This is a genomic window from Rhizobium sp. MHM7A (assembly GCF_005862215.1).
Classification (GTDB): domain Bacteria; phylum Pseudomonadota; class Alphaproteobacteria; order Rhizobiales; family Rhizobiaceae; genus Rhizobium; species Rhizobium bangladeshense.
The window spans coordinates 49,447-69,652 of sequence record NZ_VCHT01000008.1 but is presented as its reverse complement, the minus strand read 5'-3'; the positions used below and the strand labels follow the sequence as shown (position 1 = coordinate 69,652).

Here is a 20,206-nt window from a genome sequence, read left to right as displayed (position 1 = left end):
CGCCTGCCGATTGAGCTGCGTCGGGTTCAAATGTCCGATTGCGCTTGCCTTTCGCCGAAAAATCCGTATAAGCCGCGCTGTTCGTTAACCCGGTCTTCTGGCTGGTGGCTGAACGGAGGGCCGATTTTCACCTGGAAATCGTTCGGAACGGAAGCGTTCCAGCCTCCCGTGTCTCCGCTCTCGACCGTCTCGGAAACGCTTTTCTTGCCTGGGTACGCCCAATCAGGAGCAGTCGTTGAGGCTTAGCCGCCGAATATCGGGTTGAACCAAACGCAAGAAAGGCAAAGCTGTCATGGCTCTTTATGAACATGTATTCCTTGCCCGGCAGGATATTTCCGCTCAGCAGGTCGATGCCCTCGTAGAACAGTACAAGGGCGTGATCGAAGCTAACGGCGGCAAAGTCGGGCGCATCGAGAACTGGGGCCTCAAGTCCCTTACCTATCGCATCAAGAAGAACCGCAAGGCTCACTATGCCCTGATGGACATCGATGCACCGCCGGCTGCGATCCAGGAAATGGAACGCCAGATGCGCATCAGCGAAGACGTTCTTCGCTACATGACCATCGCCGTCGAAAAGCACGAAGAAGGTCCGTCTGCCATGCTGCAGAAGCGCGACCGCGACGATCGCGGCCCGCGCGAAGGTGGCGACCGTGGCCCGCGTCGCGAATTCGGCGACCGTCCCCCGCGCCGTGACGGCGAGTTCCAGCGCGCGCCGCGTCCGGATCGCGCTCCCCGCGAAGACCGTGCATAAGGAGATATAAGAATGTCTGAAGCTTCCTCCGCTCCGGTCCGCCGCCCGTTCCATCGCCGCCGCAAGACCTGCCCGTTCTCCGGCGCAAACGCGCCGCGGATCGACTACAAGGACGTACGCCTGCTGCAGCGCTACATTTCCGAGCGCGGCAAGATCGTTCCGTCCCGCATCACGGCCGTTTCCCAGAAGAAGCAGCGCGAACTCGCCCAGGCGATCAAGCGCGCCCGTTTCCTCGGCCTGCTGCCCTACGTCGTCGCCTGATCGGCTGAGACGATTACTTCAAAGGGAAGGCATTCGTGCCTTCCCTTCTCCCTTCCGCGATGGGCGCGGATCGGAATTCTTAAAACCCATGTTGAGACGTTTCTGAATTCAATTCAGTAACAGCCTCTAACTGCTTGACGAAGCAGGACAGCGACCTTGAAACGACCGGATATCAAAACGCTGCTGATCGGCGCACTCGCCGGATTGACCGCCGCACTGCTGGTGCTGGGCGCGAGCATACAGCCATCGTTTTTCAGCGCGCTCCTTTATACGGCCTCGGCGCTGCCGATCCTGCTGGTCGGGCTCGGCTGGGGCAATGCCGCCGCGATTGCGGCGGTGGTCTCTGCAGCGGCGCTCGCTGCGATCCTCACCTCGCCGTCCTTTGCCCTGATCATGACTCTGGTGACGCTGCTGCCGGCGGGCTGGCTGAGCCACCTCGCCAATCTCGCCCGTCCCGCCTCCGAACTCGGCGGCCCTGACGATCTGCTGGCTTGGTACCCGCTCTCCGATATCCTGCTGCATCTGTGCGGCCTGGTGACGTTCGCCGTCATCGTCATCGGCGTGATGATCGGCTATGGCCCCGAGATCACCGATCCGATCGTCGATCTGCTGATCACCTCGGTCAAGCAGCAGCAGCCGGAATTCATGCCCGATCCCGCGGCAACCGCGCAGACCAAATCGCTGATCCTGCTCATGCTGCCGGTCGTGCAGGGCGGCATGTGGGTCAGCATGCTGTTTGCTGCCTATTACTTGGCCGTGCGCATCGTCGCCGCATCCGGCCGGGGCCTTCGGCCGCGCGAGGATATTCCGTCGTCGCTGCGCATGAACCGCAATTCGATCTTCATCTTCCTGGCCGGGCTCGCTGCCTGCTTCTTCGGCGGCGTCCCGGCGCTCGTCGGCGCCACGGTGATCGGCACCTTCGGCGCCGGCTTCATGCTCTCCGGCTTCGCCTCGCTGCATTTCCGCACACGCGGCAAGGACTGGCGGATACCGGCCCTCATTCTCTGCTACCTGGCTTCGATGCTCATGCTGCTGCCAGCTCTCCTCATCCTGGTCGTGGGTCTCAGCGATACGCGCAAGGCGATCGCACTGACCCCGGCGAAAGATGCCGATGCCCCCAAACAACCCGATACGAAAATCTGAGACACAAGAAAGGAACAAGAAAATGGAAGTCATCCTTCTCGAACGCATCTCCAAGCTCGGCCAGATGGGCGAAACCGTAAAGGTTCGCGACGGCTTTGCCCGTAACTACCTGCTGCCGCTCGGCAAGGCGCTGCGCGCCAACGCCGCCAACAAGACTCGCTTCGAAGCCGAGCGCGCGACGCTCGAAGCCCGCAACCTCGAGCGCAAGTCGGAAGCCCAGAAGGTCGCCGACGTTCTCGACGGCAAGTCCTTCATCGTCGTGCGCTCCGCAGGCGAAACCGGCCAGCTCTACGGCTCGGTCGCTGCCCGTGACGTCGTCGAGATCCTCGCTGCCGAAGGTTTCAATATCGGCCGCAACCAGGTTCATCTCAACACGCCGATCAAGGCGATCGGCCTGCACAAGGTCGAGCTGCAGCTGCATGCCGAAGTCGAAATCAACGTCGAACTGAACGTTGCCCGTTCTGCCGAAGAGGCAGAGCGCCAGGCCAAGGGCGAAGAACTCACTTCGGTCGACGCGATCTACGGCGTCGACGAAGACGCGCTGCGTCCGGAAGATTTCTTCGATCCGGAAGCCGACGGCATCGACGAAGACCAAGCATAATTCTCGCCGGACATTCCGCGAGAGGGAAGCCCGGCCACCGCGCCGGGCTTTTTCGTTTCCGTTCGTCTCGCCGCCATCGGATCACTTTTTAACAGGGGATTGCCCGGATGTTTTTGCTGCGTGCCCGATGTCCTCGCGCTAACATATCCTTCACCGGAACGGATGAGCTGAGTCGGATCCGTACCGTGTCCCGCGGGTGACACTGCCAGTATTTCTTAGTTGTGGCGCCCGGGACTGTGGAGAAGTCGAACAATGGGCACAGCGTTCAGGATTTAGGCGAGACGAGCCTCCGCTCTTTTCGCGGCCCCTTGATTTTCTCTAGCCGGAATTGCAAATCCGGAGTTGGATAAAAGACAGAACGGATGATGATGAACGACGCCGCTCGAAAGATCGCAGCCGTTGCTCCGTCGGAGCAGCATTACCGCGAAGCACCCAACAATATCGAAGCAGAGCAAGCGCTTCTCGGCGCCATCCTGATGAACAACGACGCCTATTACCGGGTGTCGGACTTTCTGAAGCCGATCCATCTCTATGAACCGCTGCACAGGAAGATCTTCGAGGTTGCGGGCGACATCATCCGTATGGGCAAGATCGCCAACCCGGTGACGATCAAGACCTTTCTAAAGGCCGACGAGAAGGTCGGTGAGATGACGGTGTCGCAATATCTGGCAAGCCTCGTCAGCAATGCCGTCACCGTCATCAATGCCGAGGATTACGGCCGGGCGATCTATGATCTCGCGCTGCGCCGGGCCCTGATCACCATCGGCGAGGATGTCGTCAACATCGCCTATGACGCGCCGCTCGACATGCCGCCGCAGTCGCAGATCGAAGATACCGAGCGCCGTCTGTTTGAACTCGCCGAAAATGGCCGCTACGACGGCGGTTTTCAGTCCTTCAACGATGCGGTGGCGCTCGCCATCGACATGGCGGCCGTCGCCAAGGAACGCGACGGCGGCCTTTCCGGTATTTCCACCGGCATCCATTCACTTGATGCCAAGATGGGCGGTCTGCAGCGTTCGGACTTGATCATCCTCGCCGGACGCCCCGGCATGGGCAAGACCTCGCTTGCGACCAACATTGCCTATAATATCGCTGCCGCCTACGAGGGCGAGGTGCAGCCGGACGGCAGCATGAAGGCCAAGAACGGCGGCGTCGTCGGCTTCTATTCGCTCGAAATGTCCTCCGAACAGCTCGCCACCCGCATCATCTCGGAGCAGACGGAAGTCTCCTCCTCGAAGATCCGTCGCGGCGATATCAACGATGCCGATTTCGAAAAGCTCGTCGCCTGCTCGATGATGATGCAGAAAGTTCCGCTTTATATCGACCAGACCGGCGGCATCTCGATTGCCCAGCTTTCAGCGCGCGCGCGCCGCCTCAAGCGCCAGCGCGGTCTCGACGTGCTGGTGGTCGACTACGTGCAGCTGATGACCGGCTCGGGCAAGTCAAGCGACAACCGCGTCCAGGAAATCACCCAGATCACCACCGGACTGAAGGCGCTCGGCAAAGAGCTCAACGTTCCGATCATCGCTCTGTCGCAGCTATCGCGTCAGGTCGAAAGCCGTGACGACAAGCGCCCGCAGCTCTCCGACCTTCGAGAATCCGGTTCGATCGAGCAGGATGCCGACGTCGTGCTCTTCGTGTTCCGCGAGGAATATTACGTCAAGAACCAGGAGCCGCGCGATCCCCATGATCCGAAATATCCGGAATGGGAAGCGCTGTTCGACAAGGTGAAGGGCACGGCCGACGTCATCATCGCTAAGCAGCGTCACGGACCGACGGGCACGGTGAAGCTCGCCTTCCAGGCGGAATTCACCCGCTTCGCCGATCTCGCAGATCCTTCCTTCATACAGTACGAGGAACATTGACGCGCTACCCGCGCGTCAATTCCTTTAGAGCCCGGCTGCCCGCAACAGCGCGACCGTTGCGACGCCAACCACGACGCTCGCAAGCATCGGCAGGCGGCGTGCGGCAATTGCCGTTGCCGCACAGGCCAGCGTCTCCGCCCAGCCGGCCGCAAAGGCGGTCGGGGCAATGACGGCCATCAGCACGGCCGGCGGAATGGCTTCGATTGCCGTTCTCCGGCGCCCATCGATCTCGACATGCCGGATCAAGACGAGGCCGCTGATGCGGGTGAAGATTGTTGCCGCAGCCATCGCCAGGATGGCGAAAAAGATGCTGAGGTCGAGCGTCACGCCGCCTGCTCCCGCGCCCTGCCCTGCCAGAGGGCCACTGCCAGCCCGGCCAGCGCACCGGCGGCGATATACCAGACACCCGCTAGGAAATGATGGACCGCAACCGATGCAAGACCACTTGCGGCAAGAACGGCGCCTGTTTCCGGCCCTCTCCAGAAGCCCATGACGAGCACGACGAAGACGGCCGGAAAGGCGAAGTCGAGGCCAATGACGGCTGGGTCGCCGAGAAAGGCGCCAAGCAATGCGCCCGCCAGCGAAGAGCCGACCCAGGTGAGGTAGAAGGGCGTGACGATGCCAGCATACCAGGCGGGTGTCAGCCGCATGCTGCCGGCACGAAACTCCGCCATGGCCCAGAGTTCGTCGGCAAGGAAGAGCATAGCGAGATAACGTTTGATACCGGTAAAGTACTGCATCTTTGTGCCGATCGACGCACTCATCAGCACGTGGCGGATATTGACCAGCAAAGCCGCGAAGCCGACGCCGACCCAGCTTGCCGGATGCGTCCAGATGTCCATCGCCACGAACTGCGAACCGCCTGCAAAGACGAGTGCGCTCATTAGCGTCGTTTCCAGCGGAGAAAGGCCCTTGGTGGCGGCGACCGCGCCGAAGACCAGGCCAATCGGCAAGACAGCGACAACAAGCGGAACAATGGCACGCATTCCGGCAAAAAATTCGCCGATAAGAAATTCGCCGGATGGCCGGCTGTGATGCAACATGGCAACCTCCCGATCAAGATCGCGGAGAGTTAGCCCAGCGCGCCATGGCTGTATTGAACGAAAGTGATCAGCCCGCTCGGAATTGGCCGGGCGTCACGCCCGTGCGTGCCTTGAAATGTCGGGTGAAATGCGCCTGATCGGCAAAACCGCATTCGAGCGCGATATCAGCCGGCATGCGGCCCTGCCGCAGCAGCCGGCGGGCCACCTGCACGCGCCGATCAGTCAGGAAGGCGTGCGGCGTGATGTGATATTCCCTGCGGAAGGCGCGGATGAGGTGAGCGCGGCTCAATCCTGCCACGCCGGCCAACTCCTCAAGGCCGACATCGCTGTCGAAATTCTCGATCAGATATTCGCGGGCGCGGGCGACAGCGCTTCGCTCCCGCGTGTCGACGGGAACGATGATGGCGCTGCCGTGACGCGCAAAGATCGCCGCCAGCACGGAGAACATGCCTTCATCGGATTCCAGCGCGCCTGCACCGCTTTCGAGCGTGCGATGGGCGGCATGAAAGGCATTGGCGAGTTCAGGATCGCGCGGAAGCCCGCCGGAGAAAGACGGCGTCGCATGGAATGCCTTGCCGGTGACGTCCTCCAGAATGTCGACGAACAGCTTCATGTCCGGATAGATCATGCGGTAACGGTAACCCTCGCCGCCCGGAGCACCGTCATGAACGACGCCCGGGTCTATCAGATAGAGGTCGCCCGGCCCGGTTTCCTCCCGTCTGCCGCTGAGGGTGGCGATCTGGGTGCCGCTTTCTATCGCGCCGATGCTGAACGTGTCGTGCGCATGCGGCGCATATTCATGCGTTAGGAATGTGGCGCTCAGGCACTCCATGTCGTGGAAGCGGCTATCCCGCCAGAAGCGGGCCGATTCCACGTCGGCAAGCGGCATCGCCTCCGCCGCCTCTTTCTGCGATACATTCTGCATCCGCCTAAATTAACGCGGAAGCCTGCGTCCGTCTTGAACAAAAGTGATCGTACGATAGGCAAAGGTGATATGTGACCGCCTGCGCTTTTCCTCGGCCACAATGCTCTCTAGACTGGGCGAGGCAGCTCCTTTCATTTCTTCACGGCGACTCATGACAGATTTTCCAATCCCCTCCGAAGACGACGATCTTTTCACTTCCGCAGGCCTGCGGCTGACCGTCGATCTGAGCGCACTCACGGAAAACTGGCGCGACATGGCGCGGCGCTCGGGTGCAGCGCGCGCCGCAGCCGTCGTCAAGGCGGATGCCTATGGCATGGGCATCGAGGATGCCGGCGAAGCGCTATACCTTGCCGGCGCCCGGGATTTCTTCGTCGCGACCGTCGATGAGGGCGTCACGCTTCGCCTCTATGCGCCCGAGGCGCGCATCTTCGTACTCTCCGGCATATGGCCGGGCACGGAACGGCGGTTCTTCGACCATGATCTGGTGCCGGTGATTTCCTCCGACGAACAGCTCGCCTTCTGGATGGCGGTGCTTGCCGATTACGGGGATTACCCCTGCGCGCTGCATGTCGATACCGGCTTCAATCGGCTGGGGCTGCACATGGACGATGCCTTTGCACTCGCCGACGACGTCTCGCGGCCGGCAAGCTTCGCGCCAGTGCTCATCATGAGTCATCTCGCCTGCAGCGACGATCCCAGCCATGCGATGAACCGCCGGCAACTCGAATCATTCCGCAGGGTTACCGCCGCCTATGAAGGCATCGATGCAAGTCTTGCCGCCTCGGCCGGCGTCTTTCTCGGCGAGGATTATCATTTCGACCTGACCCGGCCGGGCATATCGCTTTACGGCGGCGAAGCGGTCTGCGGCATGGCCAACCCGATGCGGCCGGTCGCAACCGCCGAAGCGCGTGTCATCCAGGTGCGCACCGTCGAGGCCGGCGAGACCGTCAGCTACGGGCGGGCACTGCAGCTTCGCCGCGACAGCCGACTGGCGATCGTCTCAGCCGGCTACGCCGACGGTTATATGCGCAGCCAATCGAGCGGCGGCGTGCCTCTGCGCCAGGCGGTGCCGCAAGGAGGACAAGGCTTCATCGCCGGACATAAGGTGCCGGTTGCCGGCCGGATTACCATGGACCTGACGATCTTCGATGTCACCGACCTGCCCGAGAACGCCGTGCGCGCGGGCGATTATGTCGAACTGTTCGGAAAGAACATGCCTGTGGATGAAGTGGCGCGGGCGGCGGGCACGATCGGATACGAGATCCTCACCAGCATGGGGCTGCGCCACGAACGGCGCTACATCACCGAAGAGTAAGCCTGGCAATCATCGGCTACTCAGGGCAAGGCGCACACCGAGCGCCACGAACAGCGCGCCCAGGCCGCGATCGAGCCATCGCTCGATCTTCTGGTTATGCCTGAGCGCGTCTGCAAGGCGCCCGCCAAGAAGCACGAGCGGCGGTTCAATGAAGGCGGCGACGGCGATGATGAGCCCGCCATGAAGCATGAGCTGCGCCCATGCAGGCCCTGCCCCCTCCACCACGAATTGCGGCAGGAATGCCAGGAAGAATATCGCCACTTTCGGATTGAGCAGAGACACCAGGATTCCCTGGCGATAGATCCTTGCGGCCGGCATTTCCCCACCAGATGCGCTTATCAGGCCACTGTCGCCGCTGGCGCACAGAGCCTGAATGCCCAGCCAGACAAGGTAGGCGGCGCCGAGCCATTTGACCGCGGAAAAAGCGAAGGCAGAGGCGGCAAGCACGGCGGAAAGGCCCAGTGCCGCCATCAGAACATGCAGGCAGGCGCCTGACCAGACGCCGAACAGTGCGGAGAAACCGGCGCGTTTCCCGCCTCTCATCGTGTGGCCGAGAATGAAGGCTATGTCCGGGCCCGGCGAAAGGTTGAGCAAAACCGCCGCCGACAGAAATGCAAGCCAGTGCGCAAGCGAATAGTCGAACATCTTCCACCGTTCTGATGATCAGAGGCGAAAAGCATAGGCACGGCGAAGGCTGATGGGGAAATCATTAGTTTTGATCCGTCCCGATAGCCATTATCTCAGGCACGATAATGATTCGATGAAGCTCTCGACGGCTTCATCTGTGGAACGCGACTGAAAGAAAGATTGATGGCGAAGGCCAGGACACAGTTCATCTGCCAGAATTGCGGTGCGGTTCATAACCGCTGGGCCGGCAAATGCGACAATTGCGGCGAGTGGAATACGATTGTCGAGGAAGACCCGATGGGCGGAATCGGTTCCGGGCCCGGCAAGACGCCGAAGAAGGGCCGGCCGGTGACGCTGACGGCGCTTTCGGGCGAGATCGAGGAAGCGCCGCGAATCCATACCGCCATGTCGGAGCTCGACCGGGCACTCGGCGGCGGCTTCGTGCGCGGCTCGGCGGTGCTGATCGGCGGCGATCCCGGCATCGGCAAATCGACGCTGCTGATGCAGGCCGCCGCCGCTCTTGCGCGGCGTGGTCATAAGATCATCTATGTCTCCGGCGAGGAAGCGGTGGCGCAGGTCCGTCTGCGGGCACAGCGTCTTGCCGCTGCCGATACCGACGTGATGCTGGCGGCCGAAACCAATGTCGAGGATATTCTGGCGACGCTCGCCGAAGGCAAACGGCCTGATCTCGTCATTATCGATTCGATCCAGACGCTGTGGAGCGAACTCGCCGAATCCGCACCGGGAACGGTGACGCAGGTGCGCACCGGCGTCCAGTCGATGATCCGTTTTGCCAAACAGACGGGAGCCGCCATGGTGCTCGTCGGACATGTCACCAAGGATGGGCAGATCGCCGGGCCGCGCGTCGTCGAGCACATGGTCGATGCGGTGCTCTATTTCGAAGGCGACCGCGGCCATCACTACCGGATCCTGCGCACGGTCAAGAACCGCTTCGGCCCGACCGACGAGATCGGCGTCTTCGAAATGTCCGACAAAGGACTGCGCGAGGTCGCCAATCCCTCCGAGCTCTTCCTCGGCGAGCGCAACGAAAAATCCCCCGGTGCTGCCGTCTTCGCCGGCATGGAGGGCACGCGGCCCGTGCTCGTCGAGGTGCAGGCGCTGGTGGCGCCGACTTCGCTCGGCACGCCCCGGCGCGCTGTGGTCGGCTGGGACTCGGCCCGGCTGTCGATGATCCTGGCCGTGCTGGAGGCCCATTGCGGCGTCAGACTCGGCCAGCACGACGTCTATCTCAACATCGCCGGCGGTTACCGCATTTCCGAGCCGGCGGCGGATCTGGCCGTCGCCTCGGCGCTGGTTTCCTCGCTCGCCGGTATTGCCCTTCCCGCCGATTGCGTCTATTTCGGCGAAGTCAGCCTGTCGGGCGCTATCCGGCCGGTTGCGCACACCGCCCAGCGCCTCAAGGAAGCCGAGAAGCTGGGCTTTTCCGCAGCGCTGCTTCCTTCCGCCTCCGCCGAGCTGCCGAAGGGTTCCGGTGGGCGGTGGAGCGAGGTCGAAAGCCTGCCGGATCTGGTCGCGCGCATCGCCGGCTCGAAGGGGGCGCTACGTGTGGAAGACGAGGTTTGATCCTTTCATTGCCGGGAACGGTGATGATATAGGAGGCACACGATAGGCGCGACACGGCCGCCGAGCGGCAGTCCTGGAGTTGAATTTACATGCCCATTACGATTTTCGACGGTATTGTCATCGGCGTCGTGCTCTTCTCCGCCGTGCTGGCGATGGTCCGCGGCTTTTCGCGCGAGATCCTTTCGATCGCAAGCTGGGGCGGTTCGGCCGCCGCCGCCTACTATCTCTATCCGTACCTGCTGCCCTATGCGAAGCAGTACACCGATGACGACCGCATCGCGATCGCCGGATCGGCAGCAGTCGTCTTCCTGATCGCGCTGATCGTCATCTCCTTCATAACCATGAAGATCGCCGATTTCATCATCGACAGCCGCATCGGCGCCCTCGACCGCACGCTCGGCTTCCTGTTCGGCGCGGCCCGCGGCCTGCTGCTGATGGTCGTCGCCGTCGCCTTCTGGAACTGGCTCGTCGATGTCGAACACCGGCCAATCTGGGTCAACGAGGCCAAGTCGAAGCCCTTCCTGGATTCGATGGTCGTGAGGCTGAAGGCGGTGCTGCCGGAGCAATTCGCCGAGATGATACAGGCGAGCTTCCGTGATAAGATGCAGTCGCCGGAGCAGGGCAGCCAAGGCGCCACGCCGCCGGCGACCGATCAAGCGCCCGCGGACGACACACCTGCAGGTGGCGCACAGCAGCCGGCGAATTGACGCAGTGCTCAGCAGCTTGACTCGCCTTTCGGCAATTGCCATTTGAGCGGGACGTGAAATAAGGGTCCGGCCGGGCATTCCAGCTCCGCCGGACCTAAGCCGTTTCAGAGCCGGCGACCGGCTTTGAAAGCAGATGTCGTTCAGCACGAAGTTATCGGAAACCTGCGAGAATTCCGGTATGGTGCTTTTGGTAATGCCGATCAATTCTTGTGAGAGCAGAGGCCCGCAGAAATGAACCAGTCCGATTCCTTCCCGACCGACGATCCGCTCGACGGAGATACGCTGCATGAGGAATGCGGCGTTTTCGGAATTCTGGGACATCCCGATGCCGCGGCACTGACGGCTCTCGGCCTGCATGCCCTGCAGCACCGCGGACAGGAAGCTGCCGGCATCGTCTCCTTCGACGGCAAGCGCTTCTATCAGGAGCGCCATATGGGCCTTGTCGGCGACCACTATACAAATCCGATGACCCTCGCCCGCCTTCCCGGCAGCATAGCGATCGGTCACACGCGCTACTCCACGACAGGCGAAGTGGCGATGCGCAACGTGCAGCCGCTGTTTGCCGAGCTGGAAGAAGGCGGCATCGCCATTGCCCACAACGGCAATTTCACCAATGGCCTGACGCTGCGCCGCCAGATTATCGCAACCGGCGCCATCTGTCAGTCGACCTCCGATACCGAGGTCGTCCTGCATCTCATCGCCCGCTCCCGCCACGCTTCCACCTCCGACCGATTCATCGACGCCATCCGCCAGATGGAAGGCGGCTATTCGATGCTTGCCATGACCCGCACGAAGCTGATTGCCGCGCGCGATCCCACCGGCATCCGTCCGCTTGTGATGGGAGAGCTGGACGGCAAGCCGATATTCTGCTCGGAAACCTGCGCGCTCGACATCATCGGCGCCAAATTCATCCGCGACGTCGAAAACGGTGAGGTCATCATCTGCGAAATCCAGCCTGACGGCTCGATCAGCATCGATGCCCGCAAGCCCAGCAAGCCGCAGCCGGAACGTCTCTGCCTGTTCGAATATGTCTACTTCGCCCGCCCGGATTCAGTGGTCGGCGGCCGCAACGTCTATACGACGCGCAAGAACATGGGCATGAATCTCGCCAAAGAATCGCCTGTCGATGCCGATGTCGTCGTGCCCGTGCCGGACGGGGGCACGCCCGCAGCGCTCGGCTATGCGCAGGAAAGCGGCATCCCCTTCGAATACGGCATCATCCGCAACCACTATGTCGGCCGCACCTTTATCGAGCCGACGCAGCAGATCCGCGCCTTCGGCGTCAAGCTGAAGCATTCCGCCAACCGTGCGATGATCGAAGGCAAACGCGTCGTGCTGGTGGATGATTCCATCGTGCGCGGCACGACGTCGCTGAAGATCGTTCAGATGATCCGCGAGGCCGGTGCGCGCGAGGTCCATATCCGCGTCGCAAGCCCGATGATCTTCTTCCCGGATTTCTATGGCATCGACACACCGGACGCCGACAAGCTTCTCGCCAACCAGTATGCCGACGTCGAAGCCATGGCCAAATATATCGGCGCGGATTCGCTTGCCTTCTTGTCGATCAACGGGCTTTACCGCGCCGTCGGCGGCGAGGACCGCAACCCGGCCCGCCCGCAGTTCACCGACCACTACTTCACCGGTGACTATCCGACCCGGCTGCTCGACAAAAACGGCGAGTCCATGGGCAACAAGCTTTCGATGCTTGCCAGCAACGGCTGAGCCGCTGCCGCTTTGACTTTCGCTTCCGAGGGGCCTATTGCGCCCCTCACCTTCGCAAGCAAATCCGGAACCGGACAGATGAACATCAATCTTGAGGGCAGGATCGCACTCGTCACCGGTGCGTCGCGCGGCATCGGCTACTTCACAGCCCTGGAACTTGCCAAAGCCGGCGCCCATGTCATCGCCTGCGCGCGCACGGTTGGCGGGCTTGAGGACCTCGACGATGCGATCAAAGCCGTCGGCGGCAGCGCGACCCTCGTGCCCTTCGACCTTGCCGACATGAATGCGATCGACGCGCTCGGCGGCTCGATCTTCGAGCGCTGGGGCAAGCTCGACATCCTCGTCGCCAATGCCGGCGTGCTCGGCGTCATTTCTCCGATCGGCCATATCGAGGCGAAGGTGTTCGAGAAGGTGATGACGATCAACGTGACGGCCACATGGCGGCTGATCCGCTCGGTCGATCCGTTGCTCGCCCACTCGGATGCGGGCCGCGCCGTAATCCTGTCTTCAGGGGCCGCGCATAAGTGCCGTCCCTTCTGGGGCGCCTATTCCGCGTCGAAGGCCGCCGTCGAGGCGCTGGCGCGCACCTGGGCCGGCGAGACGCAGTCGACGGCGTTGCGCATCACCAGCGTCGATCCGGGCGCGACCCGCACGGCCATGCGGGCGCAGGCGGTCCCCGGCGAAGATCCGCAGACGCTGCCGCATCCCTCCGAGGTCGCCAAGGCCATCCTGCCGCTGCTAGGCCCCGGCGTGACAGAGACGGGCAAGCTGTACATCGTACGGGAAAACAAGCTCGCCGATTACCGCCTGCCGGAATAGGCCAAAGCGCGTTTCGATCCTCAGATTGCTCGTCGCGCTTCAGGTTTCGTTTTCGCGCGTGTCGCCGACGCAAAACCGTTGCACGCTTTTGCGCGACTTGGTCCCGCGCCTCAGTTTGCAGCAACGGCAGGGAACAGATCTGCGAAGCCTGTTTCCGTAGGGCATAGGACATTGAGGTCCACCGCTCCCCGAATGCCGTCCACGGCGCCGTTGTCGGCAAATTGCCAGATCGACCAACGACTGCAGCCTTCCTGCGCCGGTTCCTTGAACACGCTTCGCAGCCAAAGGTAATGCTCGGGGAACCGGGCCTCATTGCCCTTCAGATATTGATCGAAGAATTCCTGCGTGACGTAGAAGATCGGCTTTTCCGGAAAGGTGCCTTTCAGCTCTGTGACGAAGGCATTCACCTCCGTCGCCATTTCCTCGACCGTCGGGACCTTGTTGCAATTGCCGACAAATTCCAGATCGATTGCGATCGGCAGGGTTTGCGGCGCCTTCGGCACGGTCGCCAGAAAATTCTGCGCCTGATCCTTGCCCGGGCGGCAGAAAGTGAAGAAATGGTAGGCGCCCCTCACCACTCCTGCATCTCCGGCACGCTGCCAGTTCTCGGCGAACCTGGAATCCTTGTGGTCACCGCCTTCGGTCGCCTTCATGATCGCGAAGCGAACGCTCGGCTGCGCGGCCACCGTCTTCCAATCGATGTCGCCCTGGTGATGGCTGACATCGATGCCTTGGATCGGATAACGCGATAAGGACGGATTGTTGAAGCGAAGCATGCCGAAATCGTATGCGAAATATGCGGCGAATGCGACCACCAGAATTGCAGCCGCACCGAATCGTCCACCGACAACGCTCCCCACTCATTCCTCCCGTATTTTCAGCAGCATGCCAAGCACCTATACTCGATCTGCGCCACGAAAATGGCAGACGGGTCTCCGGGGACATACCGCACCGGATAGGTCGCTCCAGTTGCCGCCGATCCTTCCTCGCCCCTCTTGACCAAAAGCCATTCCCGCGCCATAAAACGCGGCATGAAAACGGTTATCTGCATTATCTGCGGAAAGATTATTCGCTAGCGCACGCGCTGGCCTGGCCGTTTTCGTCTCCCCAATAGTCAAGATGCGAAACGCCCCGGCCTGCCGGTCGCGATATTTCTGATCGTGCATTTGGGAGAGTGAAATGGGCCGCACGCCGGAACTGAAGCTGTACAACACGCTGACGCGGGAAAAGTCGGTCTTTGCGCCGATCGATCCCGATAATGTCCGCATGTATGTCTGCGGCCCCACCGTCTATGATTTCGCCCATATCGGCAATGCCCGGCCGGTCATCGTCTTCGACGTGCTGTTCCGGCTGCTGCGCCATGTTTATGGCGAAAATCACGTCACCTATGCCCGCAACATCACCGACGTCGACGACAAGATCAATGCGCGGGCGCTGAGAGATCATCCGCACCTGCCGCTTAACGAAGCGATCCGCGCCGTCACCGAAAAGACCGAGACGCAGTTTCACGCCGATGTCACCGAACTCGGTTGCCTGGAGCCGAATGTCGAGCCGCGCGCCACTGACAATATCGCAGAGATGATCGTGATCATCGAGAAGCTGATCGGCAACGGGCATGCCTATGTGGCGGAAGGCGAAGTGCTGTTCGACACCAAATCGATGGCCGATTACGGCCAGCTTTCGAAGCGGCCGCTCGATGAGCAGCAGGCCGGCGCCCGCGTCGCCGTCGACGCACACAAGAAGAGCCCGGGCGACTTTGTGCTCTGGAAGCTGTCGAGTCAAAACGAACCCGGCTGGGACAGCCCATGGGGCCGCGGCCGGCCCGGCTGGCATATCGAGTGCTCCGCGATGAGCAGGCGCTATCTCGGCGATGTCTTCGACATACACGGCGGCGGGCTGGACCTTATCTTCCCGCATCATGAAAACGAGATCGCCCAGTCGCGCTGCGCCCACGGAACCTCGGTGATGGCGAATGTCTGGATGCACAACGGCTTCGTGCAGGTCGAGGGCCGCAAGATGTCGAAGTCGGAGGGCAATTTCGTCACAATCCACGAGCTGCTGCATACGGAAACCTTCGGCGGCCGCAAATGGCCGGGCGAAGTGCTGCGCCTTGCCATGCTTATGACGCACTATCGGGAGCCGATCGATTTCTCGATCAAGCGGCTGGAAGAGGCCGAACGCCTGCTCGCCAAATGGCCGCCGACGGAGGCCGGCGATGCCGTGCCCGATGACAGCGTGCTGACCGCGCTGGCGGACGACCTCAATACAGTCGCCGCCGTGCAGGCGCTACATGCGCTGGCGCAATCCGGCAACGATGCCGTCTTCGCGGCAAGTGCGGCGCTTCTCGGGGTGCTGCCGAAGAAAATCGAAATCGACGAAGCGTTCGCAGCCGCGGTCGATGCGCTGGTCGCCATGCGTCTCGAAATGCTCAGGGCGAAGAATTTCACCGAGGCCGACAAGATGCGCGACGAGCTGACGGCAAAGGGCATCCAGCTGAAGGACGGCAAGGATGCGGCAACAGGCGAGCGCGTGACGACGTGGGAGGTCAAGCGGTAGGATGGGTTGGGCGGCGAGAAATATCCCCCTTTGCCCTGCCGGGCATCTCCCCCACAAGGGGGGAGCGCCCGCTCGCCCCATCGGAAAGGATCTGCCATGACCAAGACCTATACCGGCGGGTGCCAGTGCGGCGCGATCCGTTTTCGCGTCAGCGGCGAACTCAAGGATTCGTCGATCTGTCATTGCCGCATGTGCCAGAAGGCGTTCGGGGCTTATTATGCACCGTTGGTTTCGGTGCGTGGCGCCGATTTCCAATGGACCCGGGGGGAGCGCAAAAGGTTTCGCTCGTCGAATTTCGTCGAGCGTGGTTTCTGCGGCGATTGCGGCACGCCCCTGACCTATGAGGCTCCGGATGGGATGGCCATTGCTGCGGGCGCTTTCGACGATCCGTCGCAGCTGCCGCCGACCATTCAATGGGGTGTGGAAGGCAAGATCGGCTTCGTCGATCACCTGCACGAACTGCCCGGGGAACGGACCGAAGCGGATCTGACGGCAGGCTCTTTTCTGCACGAACTGATTTCCTATCAGCACCCCGACCACGATACACCGGTCTGGCCGCCGGAGGATCATGCCTGATGGAGACGACGAGACAGACCGGAGGATGCCAGTGCGGCGCGGTTCGCTATCTCGCACGCGGCGAACTCGGCTACCCCCATATCTGCCACTGCCGCATGTGCCAGAAGGCAGCCGGCAACTATTTCCTGCCGCTTGCAGCGGCCAAGCGCGATCATTTCGAGCTGACGCGCGGTGAGCCGAAGTGGTTCCACTCCTCCGATCTCGTTCGTCGCGGCTTTTGCGGCGATTGCGGCACGCCGCTGTTCTACGATATTCCGGAAGCGGACTTCATCAACATCGCCCTCGGCTCACTTGATGAGCCCGATGCGGTCCGGCCGCTGATGCAATCGAATACCGACCGGAAGATGTCTTGGTTTCACGCGCTCGATAGCCTGCCGGTGGAACCAGAGCCTGAAACACCCGACCGGGAAAACGCGATCGCTGCAACGAACCACCAGCATCCCGACAACGACACGAAAAGCTGGACACTCGGAGAGATCTAATGACGGATAGGATAAGAACAGGCGGATGCCAGTGCGGCGCCGTGCGTTTCCGGATATCGGGCGCGCTGGGGAGACCCTCGATCTGCCATTGCCGCATGTGCCAGAAACAGTTCGGCGGTTTCTTCTCCGCGCTGGTCACCGCCCCGGAAGAAGGGATGGAGTGGACACGCGGCGAGCCGAGCTACTTTCAATCCTCGATCAATATCGACCGCGGCTTCTGCAGCAATTGCGGCACGCCGATGACCTATCGCCATCCCGGCGGCCTGGAGCTTGCGATCGGCACCTTCGACGACCGCAGCGATCTCGCGCCGCAGATCCAGGTCAATTATGACGCCCGCCTGCCATGGGTCGAGACGATCTTCGATGCGCCCGTGCACAAGGACCCGGATTTCTACGCCCGCCAGGAGGCGATCATCTCCTTTCAGCATCCCGATCACGACACCCAAGTGTGGCCCGCGAAAGGCGTGAAAATATGACCGAGATCCTGCGCACGCTCTATCCCGAGATCGAAGCTTATGCCTCTGGCCATCTCGATGTCGGCGACGGCCACGTGATCTACTGGGAACGCTCGGGAACGCCCGGTGCCAAACCCGCCGTCTTCCTGCATGGCGGCCCGGGCGGCGGCATTTCACCTTCCCACCGCCGGCTTTTTGATCCCGCCCTCTACGACGTCATGCTGTTCGACCAACGCGGCTGCGGCAAGTCGACCCCGCATGCGGAACTGACTGCCAACACCACCTGGCACCTCGTCGCCGATATCGAGCGGCTGCGCGAAATGGCCGGCGTCGACAAATGGCAGGTGTTCGGCGGCTCCTGGGGCTCGACGCTGGCGCTCGCCTATGCCGAGAGCCATCCCGAACGCGTATCCGAGCTCATCCTGCGCGGCATCTACACGCTGACCAAGGCAGAGCTCGACTGGTACTACCAGTTCGGCGTGTCGGAAATGTTCCCGGACAAGTGGGAGCGTTTCGTCGCTCCTATTCCCCCGGAAGAGCGCCATGAAATGATGCATGCCTATCATCGCCGCCTGACGCACGATGACAGGAACGTGCGCCTCCAGGCCGCGCAAGCCTGGAGCATATGGGAAGGCGAAACGATCACGCTGCTGCCCGAACCTTCGACGAGCGGCAAATTCCAGGAGGCGGAATTCGCCTATGCATTCGCTCGCATCGAGAACCACTTCTTCGTCAATGCCGGCTGGATGGATGAAGGGCAGTTGATCCGCGACGCCGGCAGGCTCAGGGATATTCCGGGCGTGATCGTGCACGGTCGCTATGACATGCCCTGCCCGGCCAAATATGCCTGGCTGCTGCACAAGGCCTGGCCGAAGGCGGAGTTCCACCTGATCGAGGGCGCCGGCCATGCCTATTCGGAGCCGGGAATTCTCGATCGGCTGATCCGGGCGACGGATAAGTTCGCCGGGAAGCAAGACTGATTGTTGGTGTCGGGGCGGCCCCTCACCCTAGCCCTCTCCCCGCACGCGGGGAGACGGGACGTGCCCCGCGATACGGTGCGGCCTTCCCTTCTCCCGTCAGAACGGGGAGAAGGGTAGCGGCAGCCGGATGAGGGCCAGCATCCGCAGTACAACAACACCCGCCCGTCGGGAGGAAACCACATGAAAGAACGCATCTATCTCTTCGACACGACGCTCCGGGACGGGCAGCAGACGCCCGGCATCGACTTTTCCGTCGAGGACAAGATTGCGATCGCGGCGATGCTGGACGAGTTCGGCCTCGATTACGTCGAAGGCGGATATCCCGGAGCTAACCCGACGGACACCGCCTTCTTCAGTGAGAAGCGCACCAGCCGGGCCAGTTTCGTCGCCTTCGGCATGACGAAGCGGGCGGGCGTTTCGGTCTCCAACGATCCGGGCATCGCCGGATTGCTGCAGTCGAAAGGCGATGCCATCTGCTTCGTCGCCAAGAGCTGGGATTACCATGTCGCCGTGGCGCTCGGCTGCACCAACGAGGAAAATCTCGAATGCATCGCCGAAAGCGTCAAGGCGGCGGTCGGCGCGGGCAAGGAGGCGATCGTCGATTGCGAGCACTTCTTCGACGGATTCAAGGCCAATCCGGCCTATGCGATCGCCTGCGCGAAGATGGCTTATGAAAGCGGCGCCCGCTGGGTCGTGCTCTGCGACACGAATGGCGGCACGCAGCCGCCGGAGGTGCGCGCCATCGTCGAGGCGGTGATCGCCGCAGGCGTTCCCGGCCGCTGTCTGGGCATTCACGCCCATAACGATACCGGCCAGGCGGTCGCCAATTCACTTGCTGCGGTTGAGGCGGGCGTCCGGCAGATCCAGGGGACCTTGAATGGCATCGGCGAGCGCTGCGGCAACGCCAATCTTGTGACGCTGATCCCGACGCTGGCGCTGAAAAGCGCCTACAACACCCGTTTCGAAACGGCGATCGACGAGGAGAGGCTGCTCAACCTCACCCGGCTCTCGCACGCCTTCGATGAGCTGCTCAACCGCTCACCGGATCATCAGATGCCTTATGTCGGCGCGTCCGCCTTCGCCACCAAGGCTGGCATCCATGCTTCCGCTCTGCTGAAAGATCCGCGCACGTACGAACACGTGCCGCCGGAAAGCGTGGGTAATTTCCGCAAGGTCATGGTGTCGGACCAGGGCGGCAAGGCGAACTTCATCAATGCCCTCAAGCGTCGCGGCATTATCGTCGCCAAGGACGATCCGAAGCTCGATCTCCTGATCTCGATCGTCAAGGAGCGCGAGGCTTCCGGCTATGCCTATGAGGGCGCCGATGCGAGCTTCGAACTATTGGCGCACCGCACGCTGGGCACCATTCCCAATTTCTTTTCGATCGACGGCTTCCGGGTGATGATCGAACGGCGCTTCGATTCGCACGGCCGCATCAAGATCGTCTCCGAAGCCGTGGTGAAGATCACCATCGACGGGCAGACGCTGATGTCGGTTGCCGAGGCAGAGGGACCCGTCAACGCGCTCGACCTGGCGCTGCGCAAGGATTTTGGCAAGTACCAGCACGAGATCGACGATCTGGTGCTGGCCGATTTCAAGGTGCGCATCCTCAATGGCGGCACGGCGGCAATCACCCGCGTGCTGATCGAATCCACCGACAGCGACGGCATACGCTGGTGGACGGTCGGCGTCTCGGAAAACATTATCGATGCCTCATTCCAGGCGCTGATGGACTCGGTGATCTACAAGCTGATGAAGAACCGGCAGCTGGCCGGCAAGATCGCGGCGGAATAA

At 61.9% G+C, this 20,206-nt stretch carries 21 protein-coding genes; 16 read left to right on the top strand and 5 right to left on the bottom strand.

Features of this window, described 5'->3' with window-relative positions; all coding sequences use genetic code 11:
- The first annotated feature begins 292 nt into the window (after window positions 1-292).
- The 5 genes from rpsF (at window position 293) to FFR93_RS24045 (ending at window position 4,621) form a co-directional block, all read left to right on the top strand.
- Complete coding sequence (gene rpsF / locus FFR93_RS24065; protein ID WP_064706801.1) at window positions 293-751, top strand: 30S ribosomal protein S6; 459 nt, start codon at window positions 293-295, stop codon at window positions 749-751.
- A gap of 12 nt (window positions 752-763) precedes the next feature.
- Window positions 764-1,012 carry a 30S ribosomal protein S18 gene (gene rpsR, locus FFR93_RS24060; RefSeq protein WP_004680498.1) on the top strand — a complete coding sequence of 83 codons (249 nt, stop codon included), beginning with the start codon at window positions 764-766 and terminating at the stop codon, window positions 1,010-1,012.
- A 156-nt stretch (window positions 1,013-1,168) separates the two neighbouring features.
- The gene (locus tag FFR93_RS24055; RefSeq protein ID WP_138395042.1) at window positions 1,169-2,155 is read left to right on the top strand and encodes a DUF2232 domain-containing protein; all 987 of its coding nucleotides are present in this window, start codon (window positions 1,169-1,171) and stop codon (window positions 2,153-2,155) included.
- A gap of 22 nt (window positions 2,156-2,177) precedes the next feature.
- Complete coding sequence (gene rplI, locus FFR93_RS24050) at window positions 2,178-2,756, top strand: 50S ribosomal protein L9 (protein ID WP_138395041.1); 579 nt, start codon at window positions 2,178-2,180, stop codon at window positions 2,754-2,756.
- A 368-nt stretch (window positions 2,757-3,124) separates the two neighbouring features.
- A complete protein-coding gene (locus FFR93_RS24045) occupies window positions 3,125-4,621 on the top strand; it encodes a replicative DNA helicase (RefSeq protein ID WP_064707063.1) in 1,497 nt (498 codons plus the stop codon).
- A 24-nt stretch (window positions 4,622-4,645) separates the two neighbouring features.
- Here the strand turns inward: FFR93_RS24045 and FFR93_RS24040 are convergent, their stop codons facing one another.
- The 3 genes from FFR93_RS24040 to FFR93_RS24030 form a co-directional block, all read right to left on the bottom strand.
- Complete coding sequence (locus FFR93_RS24040) at window positions 4,646-4,948, bottom strand: AzlD domain-containing protein (RefSeq protein ID WP_138395040.1); 303 nt, start codon at window positions 4,946-4,948, stop codon at window positions 4,646-4,648.
- Window positions 4,945-5,664, bottom strand: a complete 720-nt coding sequence (locus tag FFR93_RS24035) for an AzlC family ABC transporter permease (RefSeq protein ID WP_138395039.1) — start codon at window positions 5,662-5,664, stop codon at window positions 4,945-4,947. Before FFR93_RS24035 ends, FFR93_RS24040 begins: the two co-directional genes overlap by 4 nt.
- Before the next feature lie 67 nt (window positions 5,665-5,731).
- On the bottom strand, window positions 5,732-6,553 hold the full coding sequence (locus FFR93_RS24030) for an AraC family transcriptional regulator (RefSeq protein WP_138395166.1): 822 nt from the start codon (window positions 6,551-6,553) through the stop codon (window positions 5,732-5,734).
- Between the two features lie 187 nt (window positions 6,554-6,740).
- Here FFR93_RS24030 and alr point away from each other — a divergent pair, with 187 nt between their 5' ends.
- Window positions 6,741-7,904 (top strand): alanine racemase, encoded by a 1,164-nt coding sequence (gene alr / locus FFR93_RS24025; RefSeq protein ID WP_138395038.1) that lies wholly within the window; start codon window positions 6,741-6,743, stop codon window positions 7,902-7,904.
- Between the two features lie 9 nt (window positions 7,905-7,913).
- Here the strand turns inward: alr and FFR93_RS24020 are convergent, their stop codons facing one another.
- Window positions 7,914-8,549 carry a LysE family translocator gene (locus tag FFR93_RS24020; RefSeq protein WP_138395037.1) on the bottom strand — a complete coding sequence of 212 codons (636 nt, stop codon included), beginning with the start codon at window positions 8,547-8,549 and terminating at the stop codon, window positions 7,914-7,916.
- Window positions 8,550-8,714: 165 nt separating this feature from the next.
- Here FFR93_RS24020 and radA point away from each other — a divergent pair, with 165 nt between their 5' ends.
- From radA to FFR93_RS24000, 4 genes are all read left to right on the top strand, one after another.
- Window positions 8,715-10,115, top strand: a complete 1,401-nt coding sequence (radA, locus tag FFR93_RS24015; RefSeq protein WP_064692464.1) for a DNA repair protein RadA — start codon at window positions 8,715-8,717, stop codon at window positions 10,113-10,115.
- Window positions 10,116-10,204: 89 nt separating this feature from the next.
- Entirely contained in the window at window positions 10,205-10,822 is a 618-nt protein-coding gene (locus FFR93_RS24010; RefSeq protein WP_138395036.1) for a CvpA family protein, read from the top strand.
- Between the two features lie 231 nt (window positions 10,823-11,053).
- A complete protein-coding gene (purF, locus tag FFR93_RS24005; RefSeq protein WP_064711146.1) occupies window positions 11,054-12,544 on the top strand; it encodes an amidophosphoribosyltransferase in 1,491 nt (496 codons plus the stop codon).
- Window positions 12,545-12,622: 78 nt separating this feature from the next.
- Window positions 12,623-13,363: an SDR family NAD(P)-dependent oxidoreductase gene (locus FFR93_RS24000; RefSeq protein WP_138395035.1), complete on the top strand. Its 741-nt coding sequence runs from the start codon at window positions 12,623-12,625 to the stop codon at window positions 13,361-13,363.
- Window positions 13,364-13,473: 110 nt separating this feature from the next.
- Here the strand turns inward: FFR93_RS24000 and FFR93_RS23995 are convergent, their stop codons facing one another.
- Window positions 13,474-14,223: a GH25 family lysozyme gene (locus FFR93_RS23995; RefSeq protein WP_138395034.1), complete on the bottom strand. Its 750-nt coding sequence runs from the start codon at window positions 14,221-14,223 to the stop codon at window positions 13,474-13,476.
- 319 nt (window positions 14,224-14,542) lie between these two features.
- Here FFR93_RS23995 and cysS point away from each other — a divergent pair, with 319 nt between their 5' ends.
- The 6 genes from cysS (at window position 14,543) to cimA (ending at window position 20,206) form a co-directional block, all read left to right on the top strand.
- Window positions 14,543-15,919, top strand: coding sequence for a cysteine--tRNA ligase (gene cysS / locus FFR93_RS23990; RefSeq protein WP_138395033.1), 1,377 nt, complete (start codon window positions 14,543-14,545; stop codon window positions 15,917-15,919).
- A gap of 96 nt (window positions 15,920-16,015) precedes the next feature.
- Window positions 16,016-16,495, top strand: a complete 480-nt coding sequence (locus tag FFR93_RS23985) for a GFA family protein (protein WP_064706788.1) — start codon at window positions 16,016-16,018, stop codon at window positions 16,493-16,495.
- The gene (locus FFR93_RS23980; RefSeq protein WP_138395032.1) at window positions 16,495-16,977 is read left to right on the top strand and encodes a GFA family protein; all 483 of its coding nucleotides are present in this window, start codon (window positions 16,495-16,497) and stop codon (window positions 16,975-16,977) included. Before FFR93_RS23985 ends, FFR93_RS23980 begins: the two co-directional genes overlap by 1 nt.
- Window positions 16,977-17,453, top strand: a complete 477-nt coding sequence (locus FFR93_RS23975; protein WP_138395031.1) for a GFA family protein — start codon at window positions 16,977-16,979, stop codon at window positions 17,451-17,453. The genes FFR93_RS23980 and FFR93_RS23975 overlap by 1 nt, the downstream gene beginning before the upstream one ends.
- On the top strand, window positions 17,450-18,412 hold the full coding sequence (pip, locus tag FFR93_RS23970) for a prolyl aminopeptidase (RefSeq protein ID WP_138395030.1): 963 nt from the start codon (window positions 17,450-17,452) through the stop codon (window positions 18,410-18,412). Before FFR93_RS23975 ends, pip begins: the two co-directional genes overlap by 4 nt.
- Before the next feature lie 180 nt (window positions 18,413-18,592).
- The gene (gene cimA, locus FFR93_RS23965) at window positions 18,593-20,206 is read left to right on the top strand and encodes a citramalate synthase (RefSeq protein ID WP_138395029.1); all 1,614 of its coding nucleotides are present in this window, start codon (window positions 18,593-18,595) and stop codon (window positions 20,204-20,206) included.

Coding starts and splice junctions, on each gene's coding strand:
- FFR93_RS24030 (WP_138395166.1), bottom strand. CDS start 6,553: ATGCCGCTTGCCGACGTGGAATCGGCCCGCTTCTGGCGGGATAGCCGC.
- rplI (WP_138395041.1), top strand. CDS start 2,178: ATGGAAGTCATCCTTCTCGAACGCATCTCCAAGCTCGGCCAGATGGGC.
- FFR93_RS24020 (WP_138395037.1), bottom strand. CDS start 8,549: ATGTTCGACTATTCGCTTGCGCACTGGCTTGCATTTCTGTCGGCGGCG.
- purF (WP_064711146.1), top strand. CDS start 11,054: ATGAACCAGTCCGATTCCTTCCCGACCGACGATCCGCTCGACGGAGAT.
- rpsF (WP_064706801.1), top strand. CDS start 293: ATGGCTCTTTATGAACATGTATTCCTTGCCCGGCAGGATATTTCCGCT.
- FFR93_RS23985 (WP_064706788.1), top strand. CDS start 16,016: ATGACCAAGACCTATACCGGCGGGTGCCAGTGCGGCGCGATCCGTTTT.
- pip (WP_138395030.1), top strand. CDS start 17,450: ATGACCGAGATCCTGCGCACGCTCTATCCCGAGATCGAAGCTTATGCC.
- FFR93_RS23980 (WP_138395032.1), top strand. CDS start 16,495: ATGGAGACGACGAGACAGACCGGAGGATGCCAGTGCGGCGCGGTTCGC.
- cysS (WP_138395033.1), top strand. CDS start 14,543: ATGGGCCGCACGCCGGAACTGAAGCTGTACAACACGCTGACGCGGGAA.
- cimA (WP_138395029.1), top strand. CDS start 18,593: ATGAAAGAACGCATCTATCTCTTCGACACGACGCTCCGGGACGGGCAG.
- FFR93_RS24000 (WP_138395035.1), top strand. CDS start 12,623: ATGAACATCAATCTTGAGGGCAGGATCGCACTCGTCACCGGTGCGTCG.
- radA (WP_064692464.1), top strand. CDS start 8,715: ATGGCGAAGGCCAGGACACAGTTCATCTGCCAGAATTGCGGTGCGGTT.
- FFR93_RS24035 (WP_138395039.1), bottom strand. CDS start 5,664: ATGTTGCATCACAGCCGGCCATCCGGCGAATTTCTTATCGGCGAATTT.
- FFR93_RS24045 (WP_064707063.1), top strand. CDS start 3,125: ATGAACGACGCCGCTCGAAAGATCGCAGCCGTTGCTCCGTCGGAGCAG.
- rpsR (WP_004680498.1), top strand. CDS start 764: ATGTCTGAAGCTTCCTCCGCTCCGGTCCGCCGCCCGTTCCATCGCCGC.
- FFR93_RS24010 (WP_138395036.1), top strand. CDS start 10,205: ATGCCCATTACGATTTTCGACGGTATTGTCATCGGCGTCGTGCTCTTC.
- FFR93_RS23975 (WP_138395031.1), top strand. CDS start 16,977: ATGACGGATAGGATAAGAACAGGCGGATGCCAGTGCGGCGCCGTGCGT.
- alr (WP_138395038.1), top strand. CDS start 6,741: ATGACAGATTTTCCAATCCCCTCCGAAGACGACGATCTTTTCACTTCC.